The 24,550-nt window shown below is 52.5% G+C and carries 21 protein-coding genes; 13 read left to right on the top strand and 8 right to left on the bottom strand.

The features are described 5' to 3' along the window. Nucleotides 1–29 precede the first annotated feature (29 nt). From uspE to ogt, 3 genes are all read right to left on the bottom strand, one after another. A complete protein-coding gene (gene uspE / locus ACQ3G7_RS13890) occupies nucleotides 30–980 on the bottom strand; it encodes a universal stress protein UspE (protein ID WP_263096806.1) in 951 nt (316 codons plus the stop codon). A gap of 145 nt (nucleotides 981–1,125) precedes the next feature. Beyond that, the gene (gene fnr, locus ACQ3G7_RS13885) at nucleotides 1,126–1,878 is read right to left on the bottom strand and encodes a fumarate/nitrate reduction transcriptional regulator Fnr (protein WP_044176765.1); all 753 of its coding nucleotides are present in this window, start codon (nucleotides 1,876–1,878) and stop codon (nucleotides 1,126–1,128) included. 209 nt (nucleotides 1,879–2,087) lie between these two features. Then, nucleotides 2,088–2,603: a methylated-DNA--[protein]-cysteine S-methyltransferase gene (gene ogt / locus ACQ3G7_RS13880; protein ID WP_430890257.1), complete on the bottom strand. Its 516-nt coding sequence runs from the start codon at nucleotides 2,601–2,603 to the stop codon at nucleotides 2,088–2,090. A 530-nt stretch (nucleotides 2,604–3,133) separates the two neighbouring features. Here ogt and smrA point away from each other — a divergent pair. Together smrA and umuD are read left to right on the top strand one after the other, a co-directional pair. Continuing rightward, entirely contained in the window at nucleotides 3,134–3,697 is a 564-nt protein-coding gene (gene smrA, locus ACQ3G7_RS13875) for a DNA endonuclease SmrA (RefSeq protein ID WP_430890256.1), read from the top strand. A 680-nt stretch (nucleotides 3,698–4,377) separates the two neighbouring features. Continuing rightward, on the top strand, nucleotides 4,378–4,812 hold the full coding sequence (umuD, locus tag ACQ3G7_RS13870) for a translesion error-prone DNA polymerase V autoproteolytic subunit (protein WP_430890255.1): 435 nt from the start codon (nucleotides 4,378–4,380) through the stop codon (nucleotides 4,810–4,812). A 101-nt stretch (nucleotides 4,813–4,913) separates the two neighbouring features. Here the strand turns inward: umuD and ACQ3G7_RS13865 are convergent, their stop codons facing one another. Continuing rightward, a complete protein-coding gene (locus tag ACQ3G7_RS13865) occupies nucleotides 4,914–5,723 on the bottom strand; it encodes an AraC family transcriptional regulator (protein WP_430890254.1) in 810 nt (269 codons plus the stop codon). Nucleotides 5,724–5,800: 77 nt separating this feature from the next. Here ACQ3G7_RS13865 and ACQ3G7_RS13860 point away from each other — a divergent pair, with 77 nt between their 5' ends. From ACQ3G7_RS13860 to ACQ3G7_RS13845, 4 genes are all read left to right on the top strand, one after another. After that, entirely contained in the window at nucleotides 5,801–7,861 is a 2,061-nt protein-coding gene (locus ACQ3G7_RS13860; RefSeq protein ID WP_430890253.1) for an FUSC family protein, read from the top strand. Next, nucleotides 7,854–8,069 (top strand): DUF1656 domain-containing protein, encoded by a 216-nt coding sequence (locus ACQ3G7_RS13855; protein ID WP_430890252.1) that lies wholly within the window; start codon nucleotides 7,854–7,856, stop codon nucleotides 8,067–8,069. The genes ACQ3G7_RS13860 and ACQ3G7_RS13855 overlap by 8 nt, the downstream gene beginning before the upstream one ends. After that, nucleotides 8,066–8,929, top strand: a complete 864-nt coding sequence (locus tag ACQ3G7_RS13850) for an HlyD family secretion protein (protein WP_430890251.1) — start codon at nucleotides 8,066–8,068, stop codon at nucleotides 8,927–8,929. The genes ACQ3G7_RS13855 and ACQ3G7_RS13850 overlap by 4 nt, the downstream gene beginning before the upstream one ends. 88 nt (nucleotides 8,930–9,017) lie before the next feature. Continuing rightward, entirely contained in the window at nucleotides 9,018–9,392 is a 375-nt protein-coding gene (locus tag ACQ3G7_RS13845; protein ID WP_430890446.1) for a helix-turn-helix domain-containing protein, read from the top strand. A 143-nt stretch (nucleotides 9,393–9,535) separates the two neighbouring features. Here the strand turns inward: ACQ3G7_RS13845 and yajD are convergent, their stop codons facing one another. Beyond that, entirely contained in the window at nucleotides 9,536–9,883 is a 348-nt protein-coding gene (gene yajD / locus ACQ3G7_RS13840; RefSeq protein ID WP_263096798.1) for an HNH nuclease YajD, read from the bottom strand. Between the two features lie 220 nt (nucleotides 9,884–10,103). Further along, nucleotides 10,104–10,658 carry an NADPH-dependent FMN reductase gene (locus ACQ3G7_RS13835; protein WP_430890250.1) on the bottom strand — a complete coding sequence of 185 codons (555 nt, stop codon included), beginning with the start codon at nucleotides 10,656–10,658 and terminating at the stop codon, nucleotides 10,104–10,106. Nucleotides 10,659–10,769: 111 nt separating this feature from the next. On the opposite strand from ACQ3G7_RS13835, the gene ACQ3G7_RS13830 reads away from it, so the two are divergent. Then, nucleotides 10,770–11,588 carry a helix-turn-helix domain-containing protein gene (locus ACQ3G7_RS13830; RefSeq protein ID WP_430890249.1) on the top strand — a complete coding sequence of 273 codons (819 nt, stop codon included), beginning with the start codon at nucleotides 10,770–10,772 and terminating at the stop codon, nucleotides 11,586–11,588. On the opposite strand, the gene ACQ3G7_RS13825 is transcribed toward ACQ3G7_RS13830, so the two are convergent. Then, entirely contained in the window at nucleotides 11,574–12,236 is a 663-nt protein-coding gene (locus tag ACQ3G7_RS13825; protein WP_430890248.1) for a TetR/AcrR family transcriptional regulator, read from the bottom strand. The two genes, ACQ3G7_RS13830 and ACQ3G7_RS13825, sit on opposite strands and share 15 nt — an antisense overlap. Nucleotides 12,237–12,333: 97 nt before the next feature. Between ACQ3G7_RS13825 and ACQ3G7_RS13820 the strand changes: the two genes are divergently transcribed. From ACQ3G7_RS13820 to umuC, 6 genes are all read left to right on the top strand, one after another. Next, entirely contained in the window at nucleotides 12,334–13,062 is a 729-nt protein-coding gene (locus ACQ3G7_RS13820; protein ID WP_430890247.1) for a nitroreductase family protein, read from the top strand. 90 nt (nucleotides 13,063–13,152) lie between these two features. Continuing rightward, nucleotides 13,153–14,142 (top strand): efflux RND transporter periplasmic adaptor subunit, encoded by a 990-nt coding sequence (locus ACQ3G7_RS13815; protein ID WP_430890246.1) that lies wholly within the window; start codon nucleotides 13,153–13,155, stop codon nucleotides 14,140–14,142. 1 nt (nucleotide 14,143) lies between these two features. Continuing rightward, a complete protein-coding gene (locus ACQ3G7_RS13810) occupies nucleotides 14,144–15,235 on the top strand; it encodes an efflux RND transporter periplasmic adaptor subunit (RefSeq protein WP_430890245.1) in 1,092 nt (363 codons plus the stop codon). Then, nucleotides 15,232–18,264 (top strand): efflux RND transporter permease subunit, encoded by a 3,033-nt coding sequence (locus ACQ3G7_RS13805; RefSeq protein WP_430890244.1) that lies wholly within the window; start codon nucleotides 15,232–15,234, stop codon nucleotides 18,262–18,264. The genes ACQ3G7_RS13810 and ACQ3G7_RS13805 overlap by 4 nt, the downstream gene beginning before the upstream one ends. A gap of 321 nt (nucleotides 18,265–18,585) precedes the next feature. Continuing rightward, nucleotides 18,586–19,110 carry a hypothetical protein gene (locus ACQ3G7_RS13800; protein WP_430890243.1) on the top strand — a complete coding sequence of 175 codons (525 nt, stop codon included), beginning with the start codon at nucleotides 18,586–18,588 and terminating at the stop codon, nucleotides 19,108–19,110. A gap of 250 nt (nucleotides 19,111–19,360) precedes the next feature. Next, nucleotides 19,361–20,623, top strand: a complete 1,263-nt coding sequence (gene umuC, locus ACQ3G7_RS13795) for a translesion error-prone DNA polymerase V subunit UmuC (RefSeq protein ID WP_430890242.1) — start codon at nucleotides 19,361–19,363, stop codon at nucleotides 20,621–20,623. A 19-nt stretch (nucleotides 20,624–20,642) separates the two neighbouring features. On the opposite strand, the gene ACQ3G7_RS13790 is transcribed toward umuC, so the two are convergent. Then, nucleotides 20,643–23,750 carry a multidrug efflux RND transporter permease subunit gene (locus ACQ3G7_RS13790; protein WP_430890241.1) on the bottom strand — a complete coding sequence of 1,036 codons (3,108 nt, stop codon included), beginning with the start codon at nucleotides 23,748–23,750 and terminating at the stop codon, nucleotides 20,643–20,645. Nucleotides 23,751–24,550 lie beyond the last annotated feature (800 nt).

Below are 24,550 nucleotides of genomic sequence, written 5' to 3'. Positions count from 1 at the left end.
TTCCGGGCCTTTTTTTCTGCTACATAAACTTAGTCATCTTCATCGTCATCAAGTTCTACCGGCGTCTGATATTCATCCGGCTTGAGCACCAGCAAATCACAACGCAGATGATCAATAACCTGCTCAGCGGTATTCCCCAGAAATGCAGCGGAAATCCCGGTGCGCCCGACGGTACCGAGCACCACAATCCCGGCTTGCAAGTGTTCAGCCAGATCCGGGATCACTTCTTCCGGTAAGCCTTTCTCAACATGGGTAAGTTTTTCATCGATGCCGAATTTCTGCCGCAATGCTTTCATCGCCAGCAGGTGCTGACCGCGGATCGCGTCGTTATACACGCTGGGGTCGAATTCCGGCAGTTCGATAGCAATATTGATAGGTGTGACCGGATACGCACCAACCAGATGCACCTCGGTATGGTTAACCTGTTCGGCCAGTTGCAGCGTCTCCTTAACCAGCTTTTCATTTAGCGAGTTGTGGTAAAGCTCTTCACTGGCCAGATTGACGGCGACAACGGCTTTACCGCCTTCCGGCCATGGCTGATCTTTGACCATCCACACCGGGCAAGGGCATTTACGCAGCAGGTGCCAGTCAGTAGGGGTAAAAATCACCGACTCCAGTTTGTCGTGCTGGTGGGTCATTTTCAGCAACAGATCGTGACCGCCCGCCAGCACTTCCTGGATGATGGCTTCGAAAGGGCGGTTATGCCAGACCACTTTAATATCAATCGGCACGCCAGCATCGATGTAATATTTTGCCTGCTCGCGGATCCAGGCGGTGCGCTGGCTGATCACGCCCTGGCGCATTGCCGTGCGCTCATCAGGGGACAGAAGGGTGGTCATCTCGTAAGAGAAGTCATAGATGGGCAAAAACGCTTTGATTCTGCCACCAATCCGTTGATGCAAATACACAGCACGTCGTAATGCTGGCTGATCGTCCTGATTAGGATCGATGGCGACCAACATATTCTGATACTTAGCCATACAGGGTCTCCTTACATCTGTCACCACAGTCTGTAAATAAAAGATAACCCATTAGCGCTGAATGAAACAGGGAAAACCTTCAGCCAGATCAATAAATCAGAAAAATTTAATGCGCTGGCGAAGGTGCAAAAGAGAGGGGTAAAACTCAGGCAACGTTACGGGAATGACCGGCCAGTTGAGCCAGCGTATCGCTGTTTTCGATAGTGATATATTTGCCTTTTACCGCGAGCATGCCGCTCTTCTGGAAGCGGCCCAGCAGGCGGCTGATGGTCTCGACGGTCAGACCCAGATAGTTGCCAATGTCGCCGCGGGTCATGGTCAGGCGGAACTCACGCGGTGAGAAACCACGCTGGGCGAAACGGCGGGACAGGTTATAAATAAATGCCGCCAGACGCTCTTCCGCATTCTTTTTCGACAGCAACAGGATCATATCCTGGTCGCCTTTGATTTCGCCGCTCATCAGACGCATCATCTGCTGACGCAGGTTAGGCATCTTGCCGGACAGATCGTCGAGCGTTTCAAACGGGATTTCGCAAACCATGGACGTTTCCAGTGCCTGCGCGAAACTGGGGTGATGCCCGGTGCCAATCGCATCAAAACCGACCAGATCGCCCGCCAGATGGAAACCGGTGATCTGTTCGTCACCCTGCTCGGTGATGGTGTAGCTTTTAATCGTACCGGAGCGGATAGCGTACAGTGATTTCAGTTCATCCCCTGCTTTAAACAGCGTCTGACCTTTCTGGATGGGCTTCTTACGCTCAATGATGTTATCGAGCTGATCCAGCTCGTGTTCATTGAGGGTAAACGGGATGCAAAGCTGGCTAATGCTGCAATCCTGACAATGTATTGCACATCCGCCAGACTGTATGCGTCGTATAATTCGCTTTTCCGGGATCATAGGTCTGCTCAACGCCGTAATTGATATTGGTCAATTTTAACATCTTTTTATTGAGCACGTAAGCCTGGCAAAACGTCAATTCACGATTATTGAAACGGGGGAGAGAAATGAGAAGAGATGACCGGGCATCATCTCTTTGATATTCCATCATTTCGCAAAGGTTTTTACCACAACATTCGGGGAAAAAGGCACTAAATATGCGTCTTTTCTTACAATAGCAGATAGCCTTCATGCCGGAGCAGCCACTCTTTGCGCTGTACGCCGCCCGCATAGCCGGTCAACGTGCCGTTACGCCCAATGACGCGGTGACAGGGCACCACGATGCTGACCGGGTTTGCGCCATTCGCTGCACCTACCGCACGTGCTGCACCTGCGCGGCCCAGCATTTCCGCCAGTTGACCGTAATGTATCACCTGACCGCAGGGGATTGTACGCAGCGCCTGCCAGACTTCACGCTGAAAAGGCGTACCGGCCGTTGCGGTGGGGAGTGTGTCGATGATCGACAGATCGCCGGCGAAATAATCCTGCAGTTTCCGGCTTAATCCGCCCGGATTACTGGCAGCGATGCGCTGATAACCGTCGCGTCGATAATGAATATTCAACAACTCCACCATGCGATCGCTGTGTTCTTCCCACTCGACAGCTCGTAAATGGAAGGACTCATCACAGAGCACCCACAGCGGGCCCAGCGGGGTGGCGATTTTATCTTCGAGTAGCGTGAGCATCAGGCATCCTTGAACTATGGCAAACGGGCATCAATCTACCATGCCTGACCGGGGCTAACCATACCCCGAAAGGGCGTCTATTTATAGATAGCTAATATTAAGGTGGATAATAACAAATCGATGTCCGTTGAATTATAGATGATATATTTTGCTGTCCGGGGAATAATAAAAAAAATAGAGCCTGCCGACATCCGCCAGGCTCTACAGTACACACAGCAGCGCTTCCTTTCGTTATTTTATGCAAGTTCATCCTTGCATCTTAAATATAGTTATAGCCGCCCTTTACTATCTTTCCACTATTAATTGGTGATTAAATTCACGTTAATTTAACTAAAATTGGTATAACCCCCGATGCGCGGTATAAGTTAAGGTGCATTAAAGACATCACAAACGCTAATGTTTTTACCGCGCGTGCGTGTTACGTTTATTTATAAGCACTTAACCCGTGTACCATAAATGCGTCCTGATCATTGTGAGCGCACGCCATGCTCGTTATAGTACCTGTTCTGAAGTAACCGGAGGACCTTCCCATGAACCCTGACGACAAATCGCTGTTTCTTGACGCCATGGAGGATGTCCAGCCCCTGAAGCGCTGCACCGATATTCACTGGCAGCCGAGTCGCAATTCGCGCGCGACGCAGCGTATCGATACGCTGCAACTGGATAACTTTTTAACCACCGGGTTCCTTGACATCATTCCCTTGTCAACGCCGCTGGAATTCAGGCGTGAAGGCCTGCAAACCGGCGTGGTGGATAAGCTGCGTTTGGGTAAATACAGTCAACAGGCGAGCCTCAATCTGCTACGCCAGCCCGTTGAGCAGTGCCGACAGATGCTGTTCCGCTTTATGCATCAGGCGCGGCAAGATGGCCTGCGTAATGTGTTGATTATCCATGGGAAAGGTCGTGAGGATAATTCACACCCAAACATTGTGCGCAGCTACGTTGCGCGCTGGCTGACGGAGTTCGACGACGTGCAGGCATTTTGTACGGCGTTGCCGCACCATGGCGGCAGTGGTGCCTGTTATGTGGCGTTGCGGAAATCTGAGCAGGCAAAACTCGACACCTGGGAGCGTCACGCTAAACGTGGTCGTTGATGCTCCAGCCAGACCGGTTGTGCCGGACGGGAAGCACAGGGAGCGCTTCATCGTCCGGCCTGGCGCTAACCGCTGACTGACGTACGCATTACGGGGCTGGTTTTCTTATTCACACTATTTCGTCGCACATTTATGGCCCGTTATTTGCTCGTGGGAAAATTCATCATATAAATTAAGTCACGTTATTCCGTGTGGCAGAACATCCCTACTCTGATTGCGGTTTTTTGATAACGCGGCCTTGCCTGACAACAATATCCAGGCTACACGTTGATGCAGTAATAATATTACTTATGCTCCTGGTCGGATTGCTCCAGTGTATTCTGTGACTGTTACTGTAATAATATCCATGCGCGCCCACGGCGTGTTGTTAATAAAAGCCTCATTGTGGCGGTAATATTGCGAACTGTTGCGCTCAACGTCCGATCCGGCGGATGAGGCTTCCCATAAATGACTTCACGCACAGGTCAATGCCGTCACCTCGTCTGGCTTTTGCCCGATGCAGCAAGCAAGGCGCGTACATCAGTCCTGCCATTAGTAACAGTCCTGTGAATACAGGAAAGGCGCGACCCGTTAAATTCCTTGCGACTTCAGTCACTTCACGCTACGCCGTTATACGCCGCTTGACCCGCCACTTCCCTCATAATACTGTATGTAAACACAGTATTATGAGGTGGGTAATCATGACCATCCTTTATGCCTATAAACAAGAAAAACATATTGAAGTCCCTTTATTTTTAGACCGCGTTCCGTGCGGTTTCCCCAGCCCGGCACAGGACTATATTGAAGAGAGCCTGGATCTGAACAAGCTGGTCGTTAAACATCCCAGCGCCACCTACTTTGTTCGGGTCAGTGGTGATTCTATGATCGGTGCAGGCATCAGCGACGGTGATTTGCTGGTCGTCGATCGGTCGTTGACCGCTGTGCATGGCGACATCGTTGTGGCAGCCGTGGCGGGGGAGTTTACGGTGAAAGAGTTGCGGACCCGTCCATCACTTCAGCTTATGCCGCATAACGCCAATTATGCTCCTGTCACTTTCCAGTCGGAGGAAGAGCTGCAACTCTTCGGCGTGGTCACCTTTACTTTAAAAGCAAACAGACATGCTCGCGGTTGTTGATGCAAGCCAGCTCCCGGCTGGCGATAAACTCGCCCATGAGTATCCGTAGCTCAAAGCGGCCTCCGGGCGTGTTTTTGCTGCCCGCGCCGCGCCAGAAAAGGTCATGACGAATCTCCCTGGTGTGTACTTGTTTTTCGTTCGGAAAAATAGTGCGCGGGCGTACTGCCCATCGCTTTCCTGAACATGGTAATGAACGCATTAACGGACTCATACCCCAATTTAGCCGCCACGTTTTGTACCGTAACACCGCTGGCTAACTCCTGAAGTGCGATGATCAAATGAAGTTGCTGGCGCCATCGTCCAAAGGTCAGTCCCGTCTCGCGCAGCATCAATCGCGCCAGAGAACGTTCACTGAGCGCCAGCCGTTTCGCCCATTCTTTAAACGTACTGCGATCCTCCGGGTGACTGACCAGCGCATCGGCCATGGTGCGTATTTTAGGATTTCCGGAGACAGGCAAACTCAATTTCTGCTGTGGCATCGTGGCCAATTCGTCGAGCGTCACTCTGGTGAGCCTTGCAGCATGGCTCTCGGGTGGGTAATCAACTCGCTCGTGAGTCAAACGGTCAACTAACGCGTTAATCAGCGGAGAAATCGCCAGGGTGCAACATTTTTCCGGCAGTGCTGCGGCTCCGGGTTCGATAAATAAATAATTGAGATGCGCGTTCCAGGTAGCTCTGGCGCTATGAGGGATGCCGCCGGGGATCCAGACGGCGCAGTGAGGCGGCACTATCCATATATCGTTTTCCGCGCGACAGATAACAGCACCATACAGCGCAATGATCAACTGCCCCTTGCGGTGGGTATGAACCGGCACTTCGGCTTCGTAATCAATGAAGTCAAGATGACGCGCAACCGCCGGGCACGACGTGGAGTCAGGATCAAACAGGGTATTCGCGAATGTGGATTTCATATTATTGGCAACATTTAGGTATTTTTTGACAGAATAGAGTATTTGATGGCGGGCGCAAGCCGGTAATAATCCCCGGCATGAGCAAAATCAACGTCATTCACTCTCGTTCTTTGCGGGCTACAGGCGACGCGTTTCGCCGGGTGAGCCTGGCACTGACCTCATCCGTTCTGCTGAACGATGCAAATGCCGTGCTGTATTCCATCAAGAGCTTTGCCGCAGCGATGCTGGCCTATTACATCGCCTTATCGATCGGCCTTGAAAGGCCATCCTGGGCAATCATTACCGTCTATATCGTTTCGCAAACCTCGGTTGGCGCTTCACTGAGCCGATGCCTTTATCGTCTGGCCGGAACGATAATCGGCGCCGGGGCCACCGTTTTACTGGTACCCACTTTCGTGACTATGCCGATCTTATGCAGCGTGATGCTGAGCGGCTGGATCACTTTCTGCCTTTACTTATCGCTGCTTGAACGCACGCCCCGCGCTTATGCCTTTGTTTTAGCCGGTTACACCGCGAGCCTGATTGGTTTTCCTGCTGTTCTGGAGCCCGGCACAATCTTTGATACTGCCATTACCCGGGTGCAGGAGATCGTTATTGGTATCTTCTGTGCCGCGCTTATTCATCGGTATGTTTTACCAAAACGTCTGTCCGGGCTGTTCAACAGCACGCTATCGGAGACGCTGCGGTCAGCACGGCAGATACTTGCCGGTGCACTGGCAGGTCAACCTGATGAGCGTACAGGGAGCCTGCGCCTGGCACTGGCCTTGCAGTCTCTGCAAGGCATAAGCCACCATATTCCCTATGACTTTGCCCTCGCGGTTCCGGTCCGGCAGGCCAGAAAAGCCATCCATGACAGGCTGGCGCGGTTGTTAATTGTGAGTTGTGAATTACGCGATCGCTTACAAATGACAAAGGCGCTTCCCGCCGACGTGCAGATCCTGTTGAGCGATGTTCAACACTGGCTTCGCTGTGACGATGAGGGGGAGCGAAAAATCATGGCCGGCGAGCTAAAACAAAGAAGTGAGCAGTTAGCTGAACAGCATGCGACCTGTGCCGTGACGTTTGAAGAGGCGTTGCAGGTGAGCTTTGTCCGTTATCTTACGGAAGCCGTGACCCTTCTGCAGCAATGCGATCGCCTTTCCGATGCCATCCATCATGCGAAACCCATGTCGGTTCAGCCGGAAGGTAAGGGTGCAAAAGGGTATGTTTTTCATCGTGACAGCTTTACTGCGGCACGTGCTGCGTTAGGCGCTTTTGCGATCATTCTGAGCGGTTGTCTGGTCTGGATTTATTCGGCCTGGCCTGATGGCGGTACAGCCGTTTCTATCCTTGGGGTCTGCTGCACACTGTTTGGCAGCTTCGATACGCCAGCCCCGCATATTGTGAAATACATTATAGGTTCCGTCTGGGGCGTGGCCATCAGCCTGCTCTACAGCTTTGTTTTTCTTCCGCAGGTTAGCGATTTCCCAGTGCTGGTTGCGGTACTGGCACCGGCATATTTGCTGGCCGGATCGCTCCAGGCTCGGCCACCCACCACCTTTATGGCCATGGGGATCACGCTGACCTTGCCCGTGCTGTGTGAGTTAGGTCCCCATTACAGCGGCGACTTCGCGGCGGCTGTCAATACCGCCATCGCGCTCTTTTCCGCAACCGGCTTTGCTGTGGTCAGTATGCGTTTACTGCAAACGGTGCAGGCAGACGCGGCCATCAATCGCCTGCTGGATATCTGTCGGCGCGATATCCGGCGCAGTGTGAAAGGCGTATTTACACCAGACGAAGCACACTGGACCAATTTGATGATAGACCGGACTGCGTTATTACTGCCACGTCTGTCACGCAGCCAGCAATCAGCAGAAGAGGTGCTTAATCACCTGTTGCACGTTCTGCGTATTGGCCTCTCTGTTATGCACTTACGCCGTTGCTATCCACTGGTGGAGCGTGCAATGGCCAGGGATATTAATGAGGTACTTTCTTTGCTTACCCGGACGACAGACCCCCGCACCTTGCACCAGCGTATCGTCGCAATAATTGATGTCTCTTTGTCTGCAACGCATGAGCCATCGCGCCAGATGGTTGGCAGGCTGGTTGATCTCTATTGCGCATTGAGGGAGCAGGATAGGGAGCAACCCCATGATTAATGACATTAATATCGGGGGTGTCTACTTCCCGGGGCTGCTGATCGTCGCGCTTGCGACCCTGGTCTGCATCCTGTTATTCGTGCCGCTTTTCTCTTTCAGCAGGCTCTACCGCTGTTTACCTTGCCGCCCGCTGATGGGGTTCTCTGTCTGTATCGTTACTTTTTTTCTGCTCTTGCAGGGGCTGAATGCGTTGGGGTTATTAACATGAAATCTGTTCTGTCTCTATTGAGTCGCTATGCACTGACGTTAAGTGCAGTCGTGGTGGCAACGCTTCTGGCTTTTATGCTGTGGAAACACTATGCGCAGACACCCTGGACCCGCGATGGCCGGGTTCGTGCAGATGTGGTGCAGATTGCGCCAGATGTTTCCGGGCCGGTCATCCATGTGGCAGTCCGCGATAACCAATGGGTTAACCGTGGCGATGTGCTCTATTCAATCGATCCACACTGGCTGGTGCTGGCGGTGTCCAGCGCACAGGCTGACGTTGATGCGAAACGTCATGAGATGGTTATGCGCCAGGATGCGGCAACAAGACGCACCCGGATCAAGGGCGTGATTTCCGGCGAGGATTTACAGCAAACAGACAGCGCAGCAAACATCGCAACGGCAAATTATCATGGCGCGCTGGCTGCGTTGGAACTGGCGAAACTTAATTTATCCCATGCCATCGTGCGGGCGCCGGTAGCGGGTTATATCACCCATCTCAGACTCCGCCCGGGAGACTATGCCACCGCCGGGGTGACAAAAGTCGCCATCGTTGATGCCCACAGTTTCTGGGTGGTGGGGTATTTTGAAGAGACAAAACTGCGTCATATCCGTGTGGGAAATACCGCGCACATTGCGCTGATGGGATTTGAACCCACCCTGACGGGGCATGTTGAGAGTATCGGGCATGGGATCGGTGACAATAATGACGAGACGGGCGGGCTTGGTTTACCCGAGGTGGAGCCGACATTTAATTGGGTGCGGCTTGCGCAGCGCATCCCGGTACGCATTCACATTGATACCTTACCTGCGGGGATTGAGCTGGTAGCGGGATTATCTGCGACGGTGTCCGTCACGCCATAAGGGTAAATTCCCCCCTTGTTGAAAATATATCGAAAGCGTGACCCGAATGACCACTGCTCGCTCACGTATTCATTAGTGCGATATTGAGATTAACACTATGAAAAACAAAAAAGAGTTTATAAGAAGCTTGATTTTGTGGATAAATAACAATATTGAGTCACCCATGAAAATTGATAATGTTGCCATCAAGTCAGGGTATTCAAAATGGCATTTACAACGACTCTTTTTTGCCGAAACGGGTCAGAAACTGGGGCAGTATATTAGAGATCGAAAACTCCAGTTGATTGCCGATGAACTTATCACATCTAATGAGCCTTTAATAAATCTTGCAATGAAATTTGGTTTTGACTCTCAGCAATCACTGACCAGAGCTTTTCACAAAAAATACCAACTTCCTCCGCAAAAATACCGCAAGACGTTTTGCCTTCAGCACGAACAGCAGACATCAGGGGGAGCACCATAACTAATTAGCGAAATCAGTGATGAACTCAACACGGCACGACGTAAGTGCTCTCCTGTTGAGGGAGAGCACGGCTTCTGATGTGTTAAAGGGATAAGGCCATTTATCGCAGTCTGGAGACCAGACCGCGTGACAATAAAGTGGCGCTATTTCTTCTTAGTCAGCATCGACTTTAAATCAGCAAAGGGATTATAGGTTGCTGCACCCACATCGTTTTGCGCGTCTTCCCCCGCCACAACGGTGGTGCCGTACTGCTCGGCTTCCGTGTACTTCGCGTGTTCATGGTCATGGCAATACAGGCACAGCAACTCCCAGTTACTGCCGTCTTCCGGGTTATTGGTATGGTCGTGATCGATATGGTGAACCGTTAATTCACGCAGGTTTGAATAAACAAACTCCCGTGAGCAACGTCCACATACCCATGGGTAGATTTTGAGTGCTTTCTCGCGGTAGCCGCTTTCCAGCCGCGAGTAGTTTTTGGGGATCAACGCCATTACCAGTACCACCTGTGATAAAGAGATAATATTGACAATATTATCCCATCCAGGCGAGAGAAAGAGACAGTTTATCGTCGAACGTTTTTTTGCTCATCACTCTTGCTCATACTGCGATCGGGAGACGTCAGGCGCGGATGTGGCAAATACCCCAGTCTGTTAACCCATGCGGGCTAGTCATGCCCGGCAGGCCTCTTCGTCAGCATACCCAGACGATGTGTTACTGCCGGAACAACGACCCTGCTTCATCGACGGCTCTCTTGACCAAATCGTTATATTTTTCTAACTGAACGTCGCAACACGCGATCTGCCCTTGATCGTCAAACGTAAGCTCCGACAGTTTAATTTCCACAGCAGTGCTCAATGGGCGCATATGTATCCCGTCCAGGACGTCTTTGAACTGTGCAGCAGCCTTACTCCCACCTCTGTTGGCATAGCTGATCATCAGGGCTGGTTTATCTTTCCATTCGTTATAGAGATGGTCTATCGCATTTTTTAAAGCCGCCGGATATCCCCAGTTATATTGAGGAAAAACAAAGACAAACATATCACCTTCGGCGATTTTCTCGCTCCAGAGCTTGGTATGTGGTTTGAGGTATTTTCCGGTTGCAGGCAGGTGTGGTTCATCATCCATTGGCAGGTGCCATAATGATAAATCAACAATTTCAGCACTCACGTTTGTGCCAGCATTCTGAATGTTGTTATACGCCCAGTGAGCGATTTGCGGTCCAATACGTCCTTGCCGGACGCTGCCAATGATGATCTTTATATTCATCGTTACCCTCAGAAAATGTTTATGCCACAGACAGTTAAGATGGTTTTAGTGACATTTTATCGCAGCACAAAACGCATCAGTTTTCATACAGCGTAGTTTCTGATAAAAAATATGAATATTCTTTTGAGATTCGGACATTTTTGTTCGTTAATCCGCCAGGTATCCCCTATGAACGCGCCCGACGCTCCCCCTTTGTATGCATCAATTCGTGCCCACCCGGCCGGTGATGACGTGTTATTTCACCACCATGATGAGTTTCAACTTACTGTGGCGGTAACGGGGACGGCCCGGATCCAGACTGAAACAGGATGGTGGCTTGCGATGCCCGGTACCGCCGTACTGATTGCCCCTGGCGTGCTTCATCGGGCTATTTATCCCCGCCAGACCGAACTGGTGAACCTCCGTTTCATGTCCGACGACGAAACGGGCGTTTTCCCACCGGCAGAAATGTTCAATGTGTCGGGTCTGATGATGGCGCTGGTGCAGGAGGCCCGGAAGATAACGGACCTGCGTTATTGCGAGGAAGAGTCAGATCTCATCCGTCGATTGCTGCTTTGGCAACTGAAAAAAAATAAGCTAAAAACCGACATGTTCATACCGGAAGGCCGGGATAAAAGGCTGCGCAGCATCACTACGCATCTGCGAAATGATCCTGGCTGCACGCAGACGCTGGCGCAGTTATCTGCTCAGGCGCACGCCAGCCAGAGAACACTATCCCGTCTTTTTGCAGAAGAGACGGGGATGTCATTTATTCGCTGGCGGGAAAGGCTGAGGACCATGGTCGCGATAGAAAAGATGAGCGCGGGGCAAACCATTCTGGGCGTTGCGCTGGACCTGGGCTACCAGAGCGCCAGCAGTTTTACCACCGCCTTTACCCGGCTGACGGGCATGCCGCCCAGGCAATACATGAAATTGTTAGTGCTGGATTAAATTACCGGCTTCAGAATTTAATATTGCCAGCGTACCGCTTCGCGACAAATAGTTTTCAAACAGGGTAACGATCTCCGTCACGAGGCTCTGTTGTTCCAGCAAATCAGGGCGGTCAGCCGTAACCGTATGGACGATGGCATGCAGTGCAACCCCCATTAGATAGACAGAAAGCTCCGGGTCGGGCACATTGGCCATGAATGGCTTAAGTGCTTCGGAAAACAGCATGTGCAGCTTTTGCTTATCATCATTGATATGCCTTACCGAGCCAGGTAACTCTTCGTGAATGGCTTTATGCATTGCGGGAGCGATGCGATGTTCGGTGATAATCCCTTCGACAATCAGCAGCAGTGCGTCCCTGAGCGAACGCTGTTGCGGCAAAATCTCTAATGTTTGCAACAACTCTGTCTGTGTGGCAGCGGCGTGCCTGCGCTGCAGTTCAGCGATAATCGCCTCTTTATTCGGAAAAAATTGATACAGCGAGCCAATATTGACGCCGGCTTTTTCTGCAATGGCGTTAGTCGTCAGCCCCTCCCATCCCACTTTCGTCAAAATGTAAGTCGCTGACTGCATAATAGCTTCAACTGTCGCTCGGGAACGCGCTTGTGCGGGACGTTTCCTGGGGTTAACGGACGTTTTTCTTTTGCTCAAAGCGGCTCCGGAACGTGAGTTTCTAAAAAATAAGTTTTAACTTACGATTTGCCGGGTGAATGCACAAGCGCATTCTTATCTTCGGAGCCGTTTCAACATGACAACACATAACCCCTCAGACAACTGGGAATGCTTTCAGGCTGTTAATCAGTACCGCAGAGCAATCCGCAAATTTAACTCTCTCCCGATCCCTGAAACTGACATGCATGAATTGCTGGCAGCGGCTGCATATGCCCCTTCCAGTGGGAACATGCAACCTTACCAGTTGCACTGGATCCGTGACCCTGCGTTGAAAGCCAGCATGGCTGCTGTCTGCAATGGTCAGAAAGCGGCCGCAACCGCCGCAGATTTAGTCGTCATTGTCGCGAGCCCTGCATTAGGGTTACGCACAGCCCATGCTCAGCTTGAACATGTTGAAAGCTCCGCTGCATTAGGGCCGGACTCGAAAGCTTATTACCGTAAGCAGGTTGGCATGTTTAAGAAAATCCTCGGGCCAGGCTCCTCCGCATTATGGTCACCGCTGGTATGTCTCGCCTCGCTGTTCCGGCCTGCATTGTCTCTTATCCCTGTTGGCCATATCGGTAGCCGCCAGTGGGCAGCCCGTAATGGCATTTTTGCCGCTCAAACGTTGATGCTTGGCGCGGCTGCCAAAGGCATCGATTCCTGTCCGATGGAAGGTTTTTCCGCATCGAAAGTTGCTTCGCTGCTGAAACTACCGCGCGGATCGGTCATCCCGCTGGTTGTTGCGCTTGGATACCGTGCTGAAAACGCAAGGGTAGAAGCAAGGTGGCGCCGCCCGATCTCCGACATCGTGATTTCTCATTGAAGACGCGGGGGCAGCATGGCACGGCCTTGGGTACTGATTACAGGATTAGCCTGGATAGCGCTTAGCGGATGTGATGGACAAAAGAAAACAATGACACCACCCCCTCAGCCGGTTAACGCGATTCAGTTACAAATGACCCACTTCCGGAACGTGGCGGTTATATCGGGCGAAGTGGCTCCCCGTTTTCAGATTAACCTGGGATTCAGAACGGACGGCAGGGTGGTTGAACGGCGGGTTGATGTCGGTAGCCATGTCAAGAAAGGGCAAATCCTTGCCCGTCTCGATAATGTCAAAAAAAGGGCGGATCTCGAGGCGGCGCAGGCTACGCTGCAATCGGCGCAGGCCACCCTTCAGCTAAAACAGAATATTTTTAACCGCGATCAAACGCTGCTGAAGACACATGTTATTGCTCAGGTTGAATGGGATCAGGCGCGGGAGGCGTTAAGTCGCGCACAGGCAGACGCAGACAGCGCTCTGGCGGCATTGAATACAGCCAAAGACGCTCTGACGTATACCGATCTCCAGGCGGATGCTGACGGCGTCATCATTTCGCGCCAACTTGAGACGGGACAGACGGTCGCTGCTGCACAAACTGTATTGACCTTGGCGCAGGAGGGTCCGCTCGACGCGGTCTTCAGGGTTCCGGAGAGCCATTTACTGAATGAACGGCCGGGCGATGAAGTCAGTGTCAGTTTGCTCCCGGAGGGGGATGCATGCCTCGCAACGGTTCGCGAAGTGGCGCCAATACTGGATGAAAACAACAGTACCGTACGCTTAAAGGCGACATTGCCTTCATCAGCACAGTGGGCAATCGGAACGCCGGTCGCAGGCCACTTTGCGGCAAAAGAGCAGGCGGTGATGTTATTGCCGCCCGGCGCGCTCACTTCCCGACAAGGGCATCCTGCGGTATGGGTGATGGATGCGGATAACGGGTCAGTCTCCCTGCATGACGTTACGGTAGCACGTTATCGCGTTCAGGATGTTGTGGTCACGGCGGGAATTGAACCGGGCATGTGGGTGGTCACTGATGGCGGAAAGTTTCTGAGAACGGGACAGCGCGTAATCCGGGAGCGGAATTGAAATGAAACGACAGCAATGGTTCAACGGCCCGCTGGCAATCATGTTGGTTTTGACGGCAGGGTGTGATGACAAAACGACCCGGCCACCCGCGCCGCGTTACGTTCTCTCCGCAACGGCGCTGACGGAGTCCGCCAGCGGTCTGAGCCTGGCAGGGACGGTGCAACCGAGGTTCACCTCGCCTTTATCCTTCCAGACCGGCGGACGCATTATCTCCCGTCATGTGGAGATCGGCGACGCAGTCGTCACCGGACAAGTGCTGGCGCAGCTCGATCCTCTCGCGCTGGCATTCTCGGTGCAAAGCGCGCAGGCCAGCGTGCAGGAAAGCCTGGCAACACTACGAACAGCCCGGCTAACGGCAAAACGGCAGCGCACGCTGGCAGTGGAACAACTCGCCAGTATGGAGGAACGTGACGTGGCCGAACAGGCGCTGGCAACGGCGAAGGAAGCGGTAAGAGAAGCCCAGGCGAGGCTCCTGAAGGCCACCGAACAGATGAAGGATGCCGATCTGAAAGCCCCTTTCAACGGCGTTATTACATCCGTATCTCTCGAGTCAGGACAGACGGTGAGTGCGGGTCAGACGGTATTACAACTTGCGGATTTAGACCTGCGCGATGCCGTCTTCGATGTCCCTGAAGAGCAACTGACGAAACTCCGCTTAGGCCAACAGTTTGTGGTGACCCTACAGATGGATCCCTCTGTGAAATGGACGGGAGAACTGAGGGAGATCAGCCCGGCTACGGATACCGTTACGCGCCTGCGTCGGGTGAAAATTGCCTTACGTGATGCTCCGGCGTCATTGCGCATTGGCGCTGTGGTGACGCTGGTCTCTTCGGTTTTTCCGCCTGAAACGGGTCACACGATATTCATTCCCTCCACGGCCATTCTCGAACGACAGAACGCCAGCTTTGTCTGGGTGATCGATCCATCAAGCATGACGGTTGAGCTGCGAAAAATTCAGGTCGTAGTCTCACCACAGAAGGAGAGGGTCCAGGTGGTCAGTGGACTGATGGAGGGGGAAAACGTCGTCACCGCCGGGGTTAACAGTTTGCAACCCGGGCAAAAAATCCGCATGCAGAGGACGTCTGTGCTGTGAACACATTTAACCTTTCGGACTGGGCGCTGAAACATCGCTCTCTGGTCTGGTATTTCATTATTATCTCCGCCGTGGTGGGTTTCTTTTCATATCAGGGATTAGGACGAGAAGAGGACCCACAATTTACGATCAAAACCATGGTAATCCAGGCGCAATGGCCCGGTGCGACTGCAGAGGAAATGACAAAACAGGTAACCGAACGGATTGAGAAAAAGTTGCAGGAGATCGACAGCCTGGATCATACCCGCAGTCAGACTACGGCCGGGCAAACCGTTATCTTCGTTGATCTGAAGGAAAATACCCCCGCGAAAGATGTCCGTGCGGTATGGCAGCGGGTTCGCAATATGATGGGCGATATTCAGGGCGACTTCCCGTCCGGGATACAAGGCCCTTTTTTTAATGACCGTTTTGATGATGTGTTCGGCAATATCTATGCATTTACCAGCGACGGGATCAGCCATCGTCAGCTACGTGACTATGTCAATGATGTGCAGAAGCGTGTTCTGGCGCTCGCGAATGTCGGAAAAGTTGACATACTCGGCGCGCAGGACGAAGCCATCTATCTTGAGTTTAACGCACGCAAAAGCGCCGAACTTGGCGTGAGCCGGAGTGATGTCGTTTCGGCGCTTCAGGCTCAAAACGCGGTCACGGAATCCGGCTTTATCGACGCCGGACAGGATCGTATTGCATTACGGGTCAATGGCGGTTTTGTCTCTGAGAAAAACCTGCGGCAAATTAACTTATATATCAATAACCGTTTTTATCCGTTAACTGACCTGGTTAACGTCACTCGCGGGTATGTTGACCCACCGACAACCGCATTTCGATTCGACGGAAAACCGGCAATTGCGCTGGCGGTGGGGATCCGTTCGGGCAGCAATTTGTTGACGTTCGGCCATGCACTCGACACGTTGATGGATACGATAAAGCACGATCTGCCGGTCGGGGTATCGGTCGCTAAAGTCTCGGATCAGCCGTCCGTGGTAAAAGAGGCCATCTCCGGTTTTACCCGCGCCTTATTTGAGGCGGTGGTCATTGTTTTGGCTATCAGTTTTATGAGCCTCGGTATTCGGGCCGGTCTGGTTGTGGCGATTTCAATTCCGCTTGTGCTGGCGATAACCTTTCTCGTCATGTATTACGCGGGCATCTCATTACAGCGTATCTCTCTGGGGGCATTGATCATTGCCTTGGGTCTGCTGGTGGATGACGCCATGATCGCAACGGAGATGATGGTGGCGCGTCTGGAAAAGGGGGACAGTCTCAGGAAAGCCGCCACTCATGTGTATACCTCAACCGCGTTTCCCATGCTTACGGGCACGCTGGTCACCGTCGCCAGTTTCATTCCTGTGGGTTTCAATGCCAGTAATGCCGGCGAATTCATGTTCACACTGTTTATCGTGATTGCCGTGTCATTGATTGTGTCCTGGATCGTTGCCGTGTTGATTGCCCCTCTGCTGGGCGTCGTTCTGTTACCTGAAAAGATCCCCAGGAACGACGGGCATAAGCGTCGAACGGACCGGTTATTTTCCCGCATTCTACGCGGTTGTCTTCGTCACCGTTGGCTGACACTGGGTGGCGTCAGTGGGGCCTTTATCGTTTCATTACTCTGTCTGTCATGGGTACAGCATCAGTTTTTCCCCAGTTCTGACCGACCGGAGCTGATCATTGACTGGAATCTGCCCCAAAACAGTTCTTTTCAGGAAACGAGTCGGCAAATGGCGAAATTCGAACGGGAGAAACTGCAGCATAATCAGGATATTGATCACTGGTCGACTTATGTTGGCACGGGCGCACCGCGGTTTATTTTATCTTTTGATGTTCAACCTGCGTCGGTGTCTTTTGGTCAGATGGTGATTGTTGCTAAAGACATTGAAACCCGCGATCGCTTACTGCACGACTACCGTACCTATCTTGCCCACACGTTCCCGGGCACGGATGCTTACGTCAAATTACTGGATATTGGTCCTCCCGTGGGGAAACCCGTTCAGTACCGGGTGGCCGGTCCGGATATTCAGACGGTAAGGGAACAGGCGCAGAGACTGGCTTCAGTTATCGGGCAGGATCCCTCGCTGACCAACCTTGCGTTTGACTGGAACGAACCGGCGCGGGTCGTGAAGGTTAACGTGTTGCAGGATAAGGCCCGTCAGTTGGGAGTGTCGTCACAGACCATCGCACAGGCACTTAACGGGCTGGCGAGTAGCGAGCTTGTCACTCAGATACGCGACGACATTTATCTTATCGACGTGCGTTGGCGGAGCCAGGCGAGCGATCGCCACACAGTGGAAGATCTGCAGCTTGATAGCAGTAACGGCCAGCAGATACCGCTATCGTCAGTCGCCACGTTTGACTACCAGCTTGAGCAGCCCACGATTTGGCGGCGCGACCGGGCAGCCACGATCACCCTGAAAGCCGGTGTCCTTGGTGATATTCAACCTGCCACGATTGTGCAAAGGCTGGAGCCAGAAGTGACGGCATTCCGAAATAGCCTCCCTCAGGGCTACTCCGTTGAGATTGGTGGCGCTGTGGAAGGGAGTGAAAAGGCGCAGGCGCCGATACTGACGGTGGTGCCCGTCATGCTGTTTGTTATCACCACACTGTTAATGATCCAGTTGCAGAGTTTTCATCGCCTGTTTTTAGTTTTTTCTGTGGCGCCGCTGGCAGTAATCGGCGTTGTAACCGCGTTGCTGTTAAGCCATGCCCCGCTAGGATTTGTCGCGATTTTAGGCATCCTGGCGCTAATCGGTATTCTCATCCGCAACGCTGTCATCCTGGTGGTACACATCGACACGCTACGTTCTGAAGGCGTTTCGCCCTGGCGGGCCGTGGTCGAGGCAACAGAACACCGGATGCGGCCAATTATGTTAACGGCTGCGGCGGCAACCCTGGCCCTGATACCTATCGCGCGGGAGATTTTCTGGGGACCAATGGCTTACGCCATGATGGGGGGGATCATCGTGGGTACCGTACTGACACTGCTATTTTTGCCTGCACTTTATGTGGCCTGGTTCAACATCCCCGCCGAGGAATAAACCACCCGAAGATGGACTCTTAGCGCGTTATTTCAAGAACCCTTCCGGAGCTACTCTCCGGGAGGGAAAGGGCTGCCCATTGCGTAATGCCCACTTCTTTTCACACGGTCTTTTGGTGCCTGGATTATGTCTGTCTGCCATCTGTGGCGTTAAAAAACGCTTGAGCTCATTACCGGGAGCCGATCAGTGTTACCACTGAAGCTGCAAAAAACCGCCATCACCACAAACAGAAAATGGACGCTAATCTACCCGTTTTTCATCGCATCAGTGTGCATTGTCATTATTAAAATGAAGGGGGCTGACTAACTGAAGGAGTAGAAAATGGCTATTCAAGGAATTGGAAGTACTGCCTCGCTATGGAACACCGTTAGCAGGAAAGCGGAGCAGCAACAGGATTTCAAAAGTCTGATGGCAAAAGCGACCGAAACCGTGAACGCTTCATCGGCAGACAAGGCGCAAGCATCTACCAACAGTAATACCGCGACGCAATCGAGAACGGCAGTACAGGAAGATATTTTACGCTATGCACGGGCCGATGCTCAGGATGCGGAGAGACTTGCGCACGATATGGCTTATAGCCGCAGCGATATCTGCTATGACCTGAGTGAGTCGATCAAGACCAACAGGATGGAAGATATCAAACTCGCCTCCACTGGCGAAAAGGTTGGCGATGATTACAAGCGTCAGTTTTACCAGAACGCATTGCACGTCGATGCGCAGCGGATGCAGATTTACAATACTGAGAAGGCAAAAGGCACCGACCCGGTCACTATCCTGAGCAAAATGATTGATTTCACGAACTCGCAATCAAAGGACTACCTTGCCGCGACGGGATGGCTGGCATAATTAAAGACAGTGCCCAAAAGCCAGTTATCGCGACTGGCTTTTTTGTTACCACAGTCATAAATTGAACGCGTTAACACCCGCTTCTTACTCCGGTCTTCTGATGGCGTTGCCGTTGGCTGATTTTTACCAGCCGCTAAATTTCCTCAAACTTCAATACGATCGCACCGCCATCTTTTGAGGCGCTTGATTTGTCCATGCATTGCAATAATACTGTTTTTATATACAGTATTATTGCGAGTTAAACACAGCCATGTTCGCGCTTGTTGATGTAAACAACTTCTATGCCTCCTGCGAGACGGTTTTTCGGCCCGATCTTCGGGGAAAACCCGTTGTTGTTGTGTCAAACAATGATGGATGCATTATTTCGCGCTCGGCGGAAGCAAAGGCGCTGGGCATCAACATGACGGCGCCTTACTTTAAAATTAAGGACGAGTTACATCGCAACCAGGTGGCTGTTTTTAGTTCGAATTACGCACTTTATGGTGACCTCAGCAACCGCGTGATGATGACCTTAGAAGAAATGGTGCCTGCGGTTGAACTCTACTCCATTGATGAAGCGTTTGTTGATTTGTCCGGTATCGCGAGCTATATGCCGCTTGAGACGCTTGGCCGCCAGATCCGCAAACAGGTATTAAAAAATACAGGGCTGACGGTCGGTGTCGGTATTGCACCCACAAAAACGCTCGCCAAACTGGCCAATTTTGCCGCCAAAAAATGGCAGCAAACAGGCGGTGTTGTCGATCTCTCATCCCGGCATCGGCAGCGTAAATTACTCGCGCTGGTGCCGGTGCACGAAGTCTGGGGTGTGGGGCGGCGTATCAGCAAAAAACTGGCATTGATGGGCATCGACAATGCGCTGCAACTTGCCGACAGCTCGACATGGGTTATTCGTAAACACTTCAACGTGGTACTGGAGCGCACCGTCCGTGAACTTCGCGGCGAATCCTGCCTGGCATTTGATGAATTCGCCCCCGCCAAACAGCAGATCATCTGTAGCCGCTCCTTTAGCCAGCGCATTACCGGGTACCGTGATATGCATCAGGCGGTGTGCGCTTATGCTGAACGTGCGGCAGAAAAACTGAGAGCAGAAAGGCAGTTCTGCTGCGCAGTAAGCGTGTTTATGCGCACCAGTCCGCATGCCCAAAATGAAACGTTTTACGCCCCGCAAGCCAGCGGGCGACTGACGGTTCCCTCCAACGATACCCGCGACATTATTCGTGTTGCCACTCATGCGCTGCAGGCGATCTGGAAAGAGGGTTTTCGCTATATGAAAGCAGGGGTGATGCTGAGCGACTTTTTCAGCCAGGGCGTCGCGCAGCTCAATCTATTCGATGAATACCCGCCCCGGCCCGGTAGCCATGCGCTGATGCAGGCCATTGACCGTCTGAATCATTCCGGCCGGGGTACCGTATGGTTTGCCGGGCAGGGGATCCAGCAAAGCTGGGCGATGAAACGTGAAATGTTATCGCCCCGGTATACAACCCACTATCCCGATTTGCCGATTGTCAGATAACGCCGCCCGTATCGTGCCTTCACAGGCCTTTTCTCCGGCGGTTTATGGCGGCAACACCGCGCATGACAACCACATAAAATACCGGCACAAAGAAGATTGCCAGCAGCGTGCCGCTGATCATCCCGCCAAAAACACCGGTACCAATTGCGTGCTGGGTCTGTGAGCTTGCTCCGGTGGCCAGCATCAGCGGCGCCACGCCAAGGGTAAATGCCAGCGAGGTCATCACTATCGGACGTAAACGCAAGCGCGCAGCCATGATGGTCGCCTGATGGAGACCCATCCCGCTGGCGTGAAGCTGTCGGGCAAACTCAACAATCAGGATGGCATTTTTTGTGGAAAGGCCGATCAGAGTGATAAGCCCCACGCGGAAAAAGACATCATTGGGCATCCCGGCGATATAAACCGCAGTCACGGCACCCGCCAGGCCCAGCGGCACCACCAGCATCACCGACAAGGGAATCGCCCAGCTTTCATACAGTGCGGCCAGCACCATAAACACGGTGAGCACGGACAGCGCCATCAGCATCGGCATCTGTAAGGCGGATGCGCGTTCCTGCAAGGAGGTGCCGGTCCACTCCATCATAAAGCCCGCAGGCAGCGTGGCAGCCAGCGTCTCCATCTCCGCCATCGCCGCGCCGCTGGCGTAACCTGCGGCGGCACTGCCGCTGATTTTGACTGCCGGATAACCCTGGTAACGGTTGAGCTGTTGCGGTGATACACCCCAACGGGCTTTCACAAACGACGCCAGCGGCGTCATTTCACCGCTCTTGTTGCGCACGTACAGTTTCATCAGGTCCTGTATCTGCATGCGCCAGGGCGCATCGGCCTGGACGATCACCTGCTGCACGCGTCCGTTGTCCGTATAGTCATTCACATAATTCGAACCGCTCGCCGAGGAGAGGGTCTGGTTTATCTCCTCAAAGGAAACGCCCATCGCCTCCGCTTTTTCTCGATCCACCTCCAGTTCGGCGCTGATGCCTTCCGGCAGCCCGTCCAGGTAAACATCTTCAACAATGTGGCTTTTGGCGGCGCGGCTAAGCAGCTGTTCGAGAGCGGCTTGCAGCGCCGGATAGCCGTGTCCGGCGCGATCCTCAAGGTAAAGTGTGAAACCGGATGAGGTTCCCATATCGGAAATCGCGGGCGGCATGATACTCATCACCGTGGCCGCCGGATCGGCGCTCATTGCCGCCTGCACCGCGTTTGCTTCTCCCTCTGCCGTTGCGCCATGTCGATCATCCCACCCGTTGAGCACGGTAAACGCCAGCGCCGTATTCGGCCCCGAGCCGGAAAAACTGAAACCGAATATGGAAAGGTTGCTCTGAATGCTTTCCCGCCCGGCGACAAGCGACTCGTAACGGTGCATCACCTCCTGTGTACGCGCCTGCGTTGCATCGGAAGGGAGCTGTACGGAGGTGATAAAGTACCCCTGATCCTCATCGGGAATAAAAGCGGAAGGCAGTTCACGAAGCGCCAGAAAAAGGACGCTGCATAAGACCGCATACAGCGCCATCATGCGGCCTGAGCGCGTTATCGTACGGTGGAGAGCGGACGCATAGCGAAGAGAAAGCCGGTTGAAATGGCGGTTAAACCACCCGCTAAACCCTTTTTCCCGCTCACGCTGATGGTTGACCGATTTAAGCAGTGACGCGCACAGCGCTGGCGTCAGGGTCAGGGCAAGAAAGGCCGACAGCAGAATAGACACCGCCATCGACAGCGTAAACTGGCGGTAGATCACCCCCACCGAGCCACTGGCAAAACCCATCGGGATAAACACAGCGGTAAGCACCAGCGTAATGCCAATAACGGCCGGGGTGATTTCACGCATCGCCTGCTGCGTCGCTTCCCGTGGCGCAAGCCCTTTTTCCGCCATCAGCCGCTCGACGTTTTCGACCACCACAATGGCATCATCCACAATAATGCCAATGGCCAACACCATGCCGAACATGGTGAGAACGTTGATGGAGAAGCCGCTGAGCAGCATCACAGTAAAGGTTCCCAGCAACGCAACCGGTGCCACAATGGCGGGAATAAAGGTGTAGCGCAGGTTCTGCAGAAACAGCAGCATCACCAGAAACACCAACACCATGGCCTCAAAAAAGGTATGAACCACTTTTTCAATCGACAGTTTTACAAAAGGCGCGGTGTCAAAAGGCACGGAGAACTGCATCCCTTCAGGGAGCACGGTGGATAAGGTTGCAAGACGATCCCGGATGCCGGCCGCCGTGTTAACGGCATTCGCGCCTGTCGCCAGTTGGATAGCCGCGGCTGTAGCCGGATGACCATTTTCCCGGATGGCGAACGCATAGCTTTGTAAGCCACGTTCAATACGCGCAACGTCGCCGAGCCGGACGCGTGACCCGTCGCTATTGGCCCGCAGCGTGATGTTCTGGAAAGCCGCAACGGAGGTGAGCTGACCGCGCACCCTCAATGGGTAAGTCACCGGCTGACCGGGCAGGGCGGGTTCACTGCCCACGCTTCCGGGCGCTATCTGCATGTTTTGCTGATTTAACGCCAGCGTGATGTCGCTGAAGGAGAGGCGATAAGCGAAAAGTTTGACCGGATCGACCCAGATACGCATCGCCTTTTCCGCGCCGAAAAGTTGCACCTTTCCGACACCGGGAACCCGACGCAACTCCTCCAGTACGTTGCGGGCGAAATAATCACTGAGATCGGCCTCCTGATACTCTCCGGAAGGTGATTTCAGCCCCACCATCATCAGAAACCCCGGGTTAGCGGCCTCCGTGCTGATGCCATTTTGTCGCACGGCTTGCGGCAGGCGCGGCTCAACGGCTTTTATCTGGTTCTGCACATCCATTTGCGCCAGTTTAATGTCAGTGCCGGGTTTAAACGTCACCGTGATGGATGCCGTTCCGGACACATCGGTGGTTGACTCAAAATAGAGCAGATGATCCACCGACGAAATTTCACGTTCGAGCAGGGATATCACCGAATCATTCATGGTTTGCGGCGTAGCGCCAGGGTAGCTTACAGAAATGATGATACTGGGCGGGGCCACAGAGGGATATTGCGCCACGGGTAATTGCGGGATCGCCAGAATCCCGCCGAGGGTAATGAAAAGCGCAATCACCCAGGCGAAAACCGGGCGTTTAATAAAGAAGTCAGACATTAATCGATATCCAATCCAACGCGTAAATAACGTCTACTCATCCAGGTTGATTCAACGCGCAGGTTAGCGCCAATATAACCTGAAAACAAAATACAATGGTGTTATGCCTAAAAAAACGACGATAAAACATTCATAATAAAATATAAAATCGCAGGTCGTCGGGTATGAACATATCAATATGTTGAAAAGAATAATCAGGTAAATAAAAAACAGACCTAATACCGTAATAATGGTACATAACTCGCGGAAGATGCCATCCTTTCTTTGCAGCAAAATTAACGCGCAGGTCAGCAAAATGCCCACGTAGGTTAACGGTGACGCCAGCATTGTCCATTTGACCCTCTCGCCAATTGAGTGCATCAGAACCAGCCAGCCATAGAGCATTGACCAGGTGCCTGCCAGGAAAAAAAACAGCGAAATGATCTTTTCTGAAGAAAAGAGTGATGCGGTAAAAAATTTCGCCACAGTTATTACATCCAAATAGCATTGCGATGAAAGCGTATTATCGTATGGCTGTATGTAATGATAATTGATTGAGTGTGGAGGAAGTGTGGAGCGCCATTCTGAACCTGTGTTTTTATGAAAGAGATCGAAGGCTGTTGTTTTTATGAAATGAACAATGGACAATGCCAAAGCGCATATTTGATGGAAAAGTCATTTTTTTTAGCACCGCGAAGAAACTTTTTAGTTAAAAAAACGTCTCATGCAAATTATAACGATTTTTACCTTGTTAATCCTGTCGGATTACGCGCGAAGGTGAGTTAAAAACGAACAAAAATTTATTGATGCGGCGCGGGTGA

Source organism: Kosakonia sp. N21 (genome assembly GCF_050587465.1).
Classification (GTDB): Bacteria; Pseudomonadota; Gammaproteobacteria; order Enterobacterales; family Enterobacteriaceae.
The sequence above is the reverse complement of the archived record's forward strand: the minus strand, read 5'-3'. Positions and strand labels throughout refer to the sequence as shown.

What these genes read in the sequence shown, in the direction of transcription:
- uspE (WP_263096806.1), bottom strand. Translation starts at nt 980, where the DNA reads ATGGCTAAGTATCAGAATATGTTGGTCGCCATCGATCCTAATCAGGAC.
- fnr (WP_044176765.1), bottom strand. Translation starts at nt 1,878, where the DNA reads ATGATCCCGGAAAAGCGAATTATACGACGCATACAGTCTGGCGGATGT.
- ogt (WP_430890257.1), bottom strand. Translation starts at nt 2,603, where the DNA reads ATGCTCACGCTACTCGAAGATAAAATCGCCACCCCGCTGGGCCCGCTG.
- smrA (WP_430890256.1), top strand. Translation starts at nt 3,134, where the DNA reads ATGAACCCTGACGACAAATCGCTGTTTCTTGACGCCATGGAGGATGTC.
- umuD (WP_430890255.1), top strand. Translation starts at nt 4,378, where the DNA reads ATGACCATCCTTTATGCCTATAAACAAGAAAAACATATTGAAGTCCCT.
- ACQ3G7_RS13865 (WP_430890254.1), bottom strand. Translation starts at nt 5,723, where the DNA reads ATGAAATCCACATTCGCGAATACCCTGTTTGATCCTGACTCCACGTCG.
- ACQ3G7_RS13860 (WP_430890253.1), top strand. Translation starts at nt 5,801, where the DNA reads ATGAGCAAAATCAACGTCATTCACTCTCGTTCTTTGCGGGCTACAGGC.
- ACQ3G7_RS13855 (WP_430890252.1), top strand. Translation starts at nt 7,854, where the DNA reads ATGATTAATGACATTAATATCGGGGGTGTCTACTTCCCGGGGCTGCTG.
- ACQ3G7_RS13850 (WP_430890251.1), top strand. Translation starts at nt 8,066, where the DNA reads ATGAAATCTGTTCTGTCTCTATTGAGTCGCTATGCACTGACGTTAAGT.
- yajD (WP_263096798.1), bottom strand. Translation starts at nt 9,883, where the DNA reads ATGGCGTTGATCCCCAAAAACTACTCGCGGCTGGAAAGCGGCTACCGC.
- ACQ3G7_RS13835 (WP_430890250.1), bottom strand. Translation starts at nt 10,658, where the DNA reads ATGAATATAAAGATCATCATTGGCAGCGTCCGGCAAGGACGTATTGGA.
- ACQ3G7_RS13830 (WP_430890249.1), top strand. Translation starts at nt 10,770, where the DNA reads ATGAATATTCTTTTGAGATTCGGACATTTTTGTTCGTTAATCCGCCAG.
- ACQ3G7_RS13820 (WP_430890247.1), top strand. Translation starts at nt 12,334, where the DNA reads ATGACAACACATAACCCCTCAGACAACTGGGAATGCTTTCAGGCTGTT.
- ACQ3G7_RS13815 (WP_430890246.1), top strand. Translation starts at nt 13,153, where the DNA reads ATGACACCACCCCCTCAGCCGGTTAACGCGATTCAGTTACAAATGACC.
- ACQ3G7_RS13810 (WP_430890245.1), top strand. Translation starts at nt 14,144, where the DNA reads ATGAAACGACAGCAATGGTTCAACGGCCCGCTGGCAATCATGTTGGTT.
- ACQ3G7_RS13800 (WP_430890243.1), top strand. Translation starts at nt 18,586, where the DNA reads ATGGCTATTCAAGGAATTGGAAGTACTGCCTCGCTATGGAACACCGTT.
- umuC (WP_430890242.1), top strand. Translation starts at nt 19,361, where the DNA reads ATGTTCGCGCTTGTTGATGTAAACAACTTCTATGCCTCCTGCGAGACG.
- ACQ3G7_RS13790 (WP_430890241.1), bottom strand. Translation starts at nt 23,750, where the DNA reads ATGTCTGACTTCTTTATTAAACGCCCGGTTTTCGCCTGGGTGATTGCG.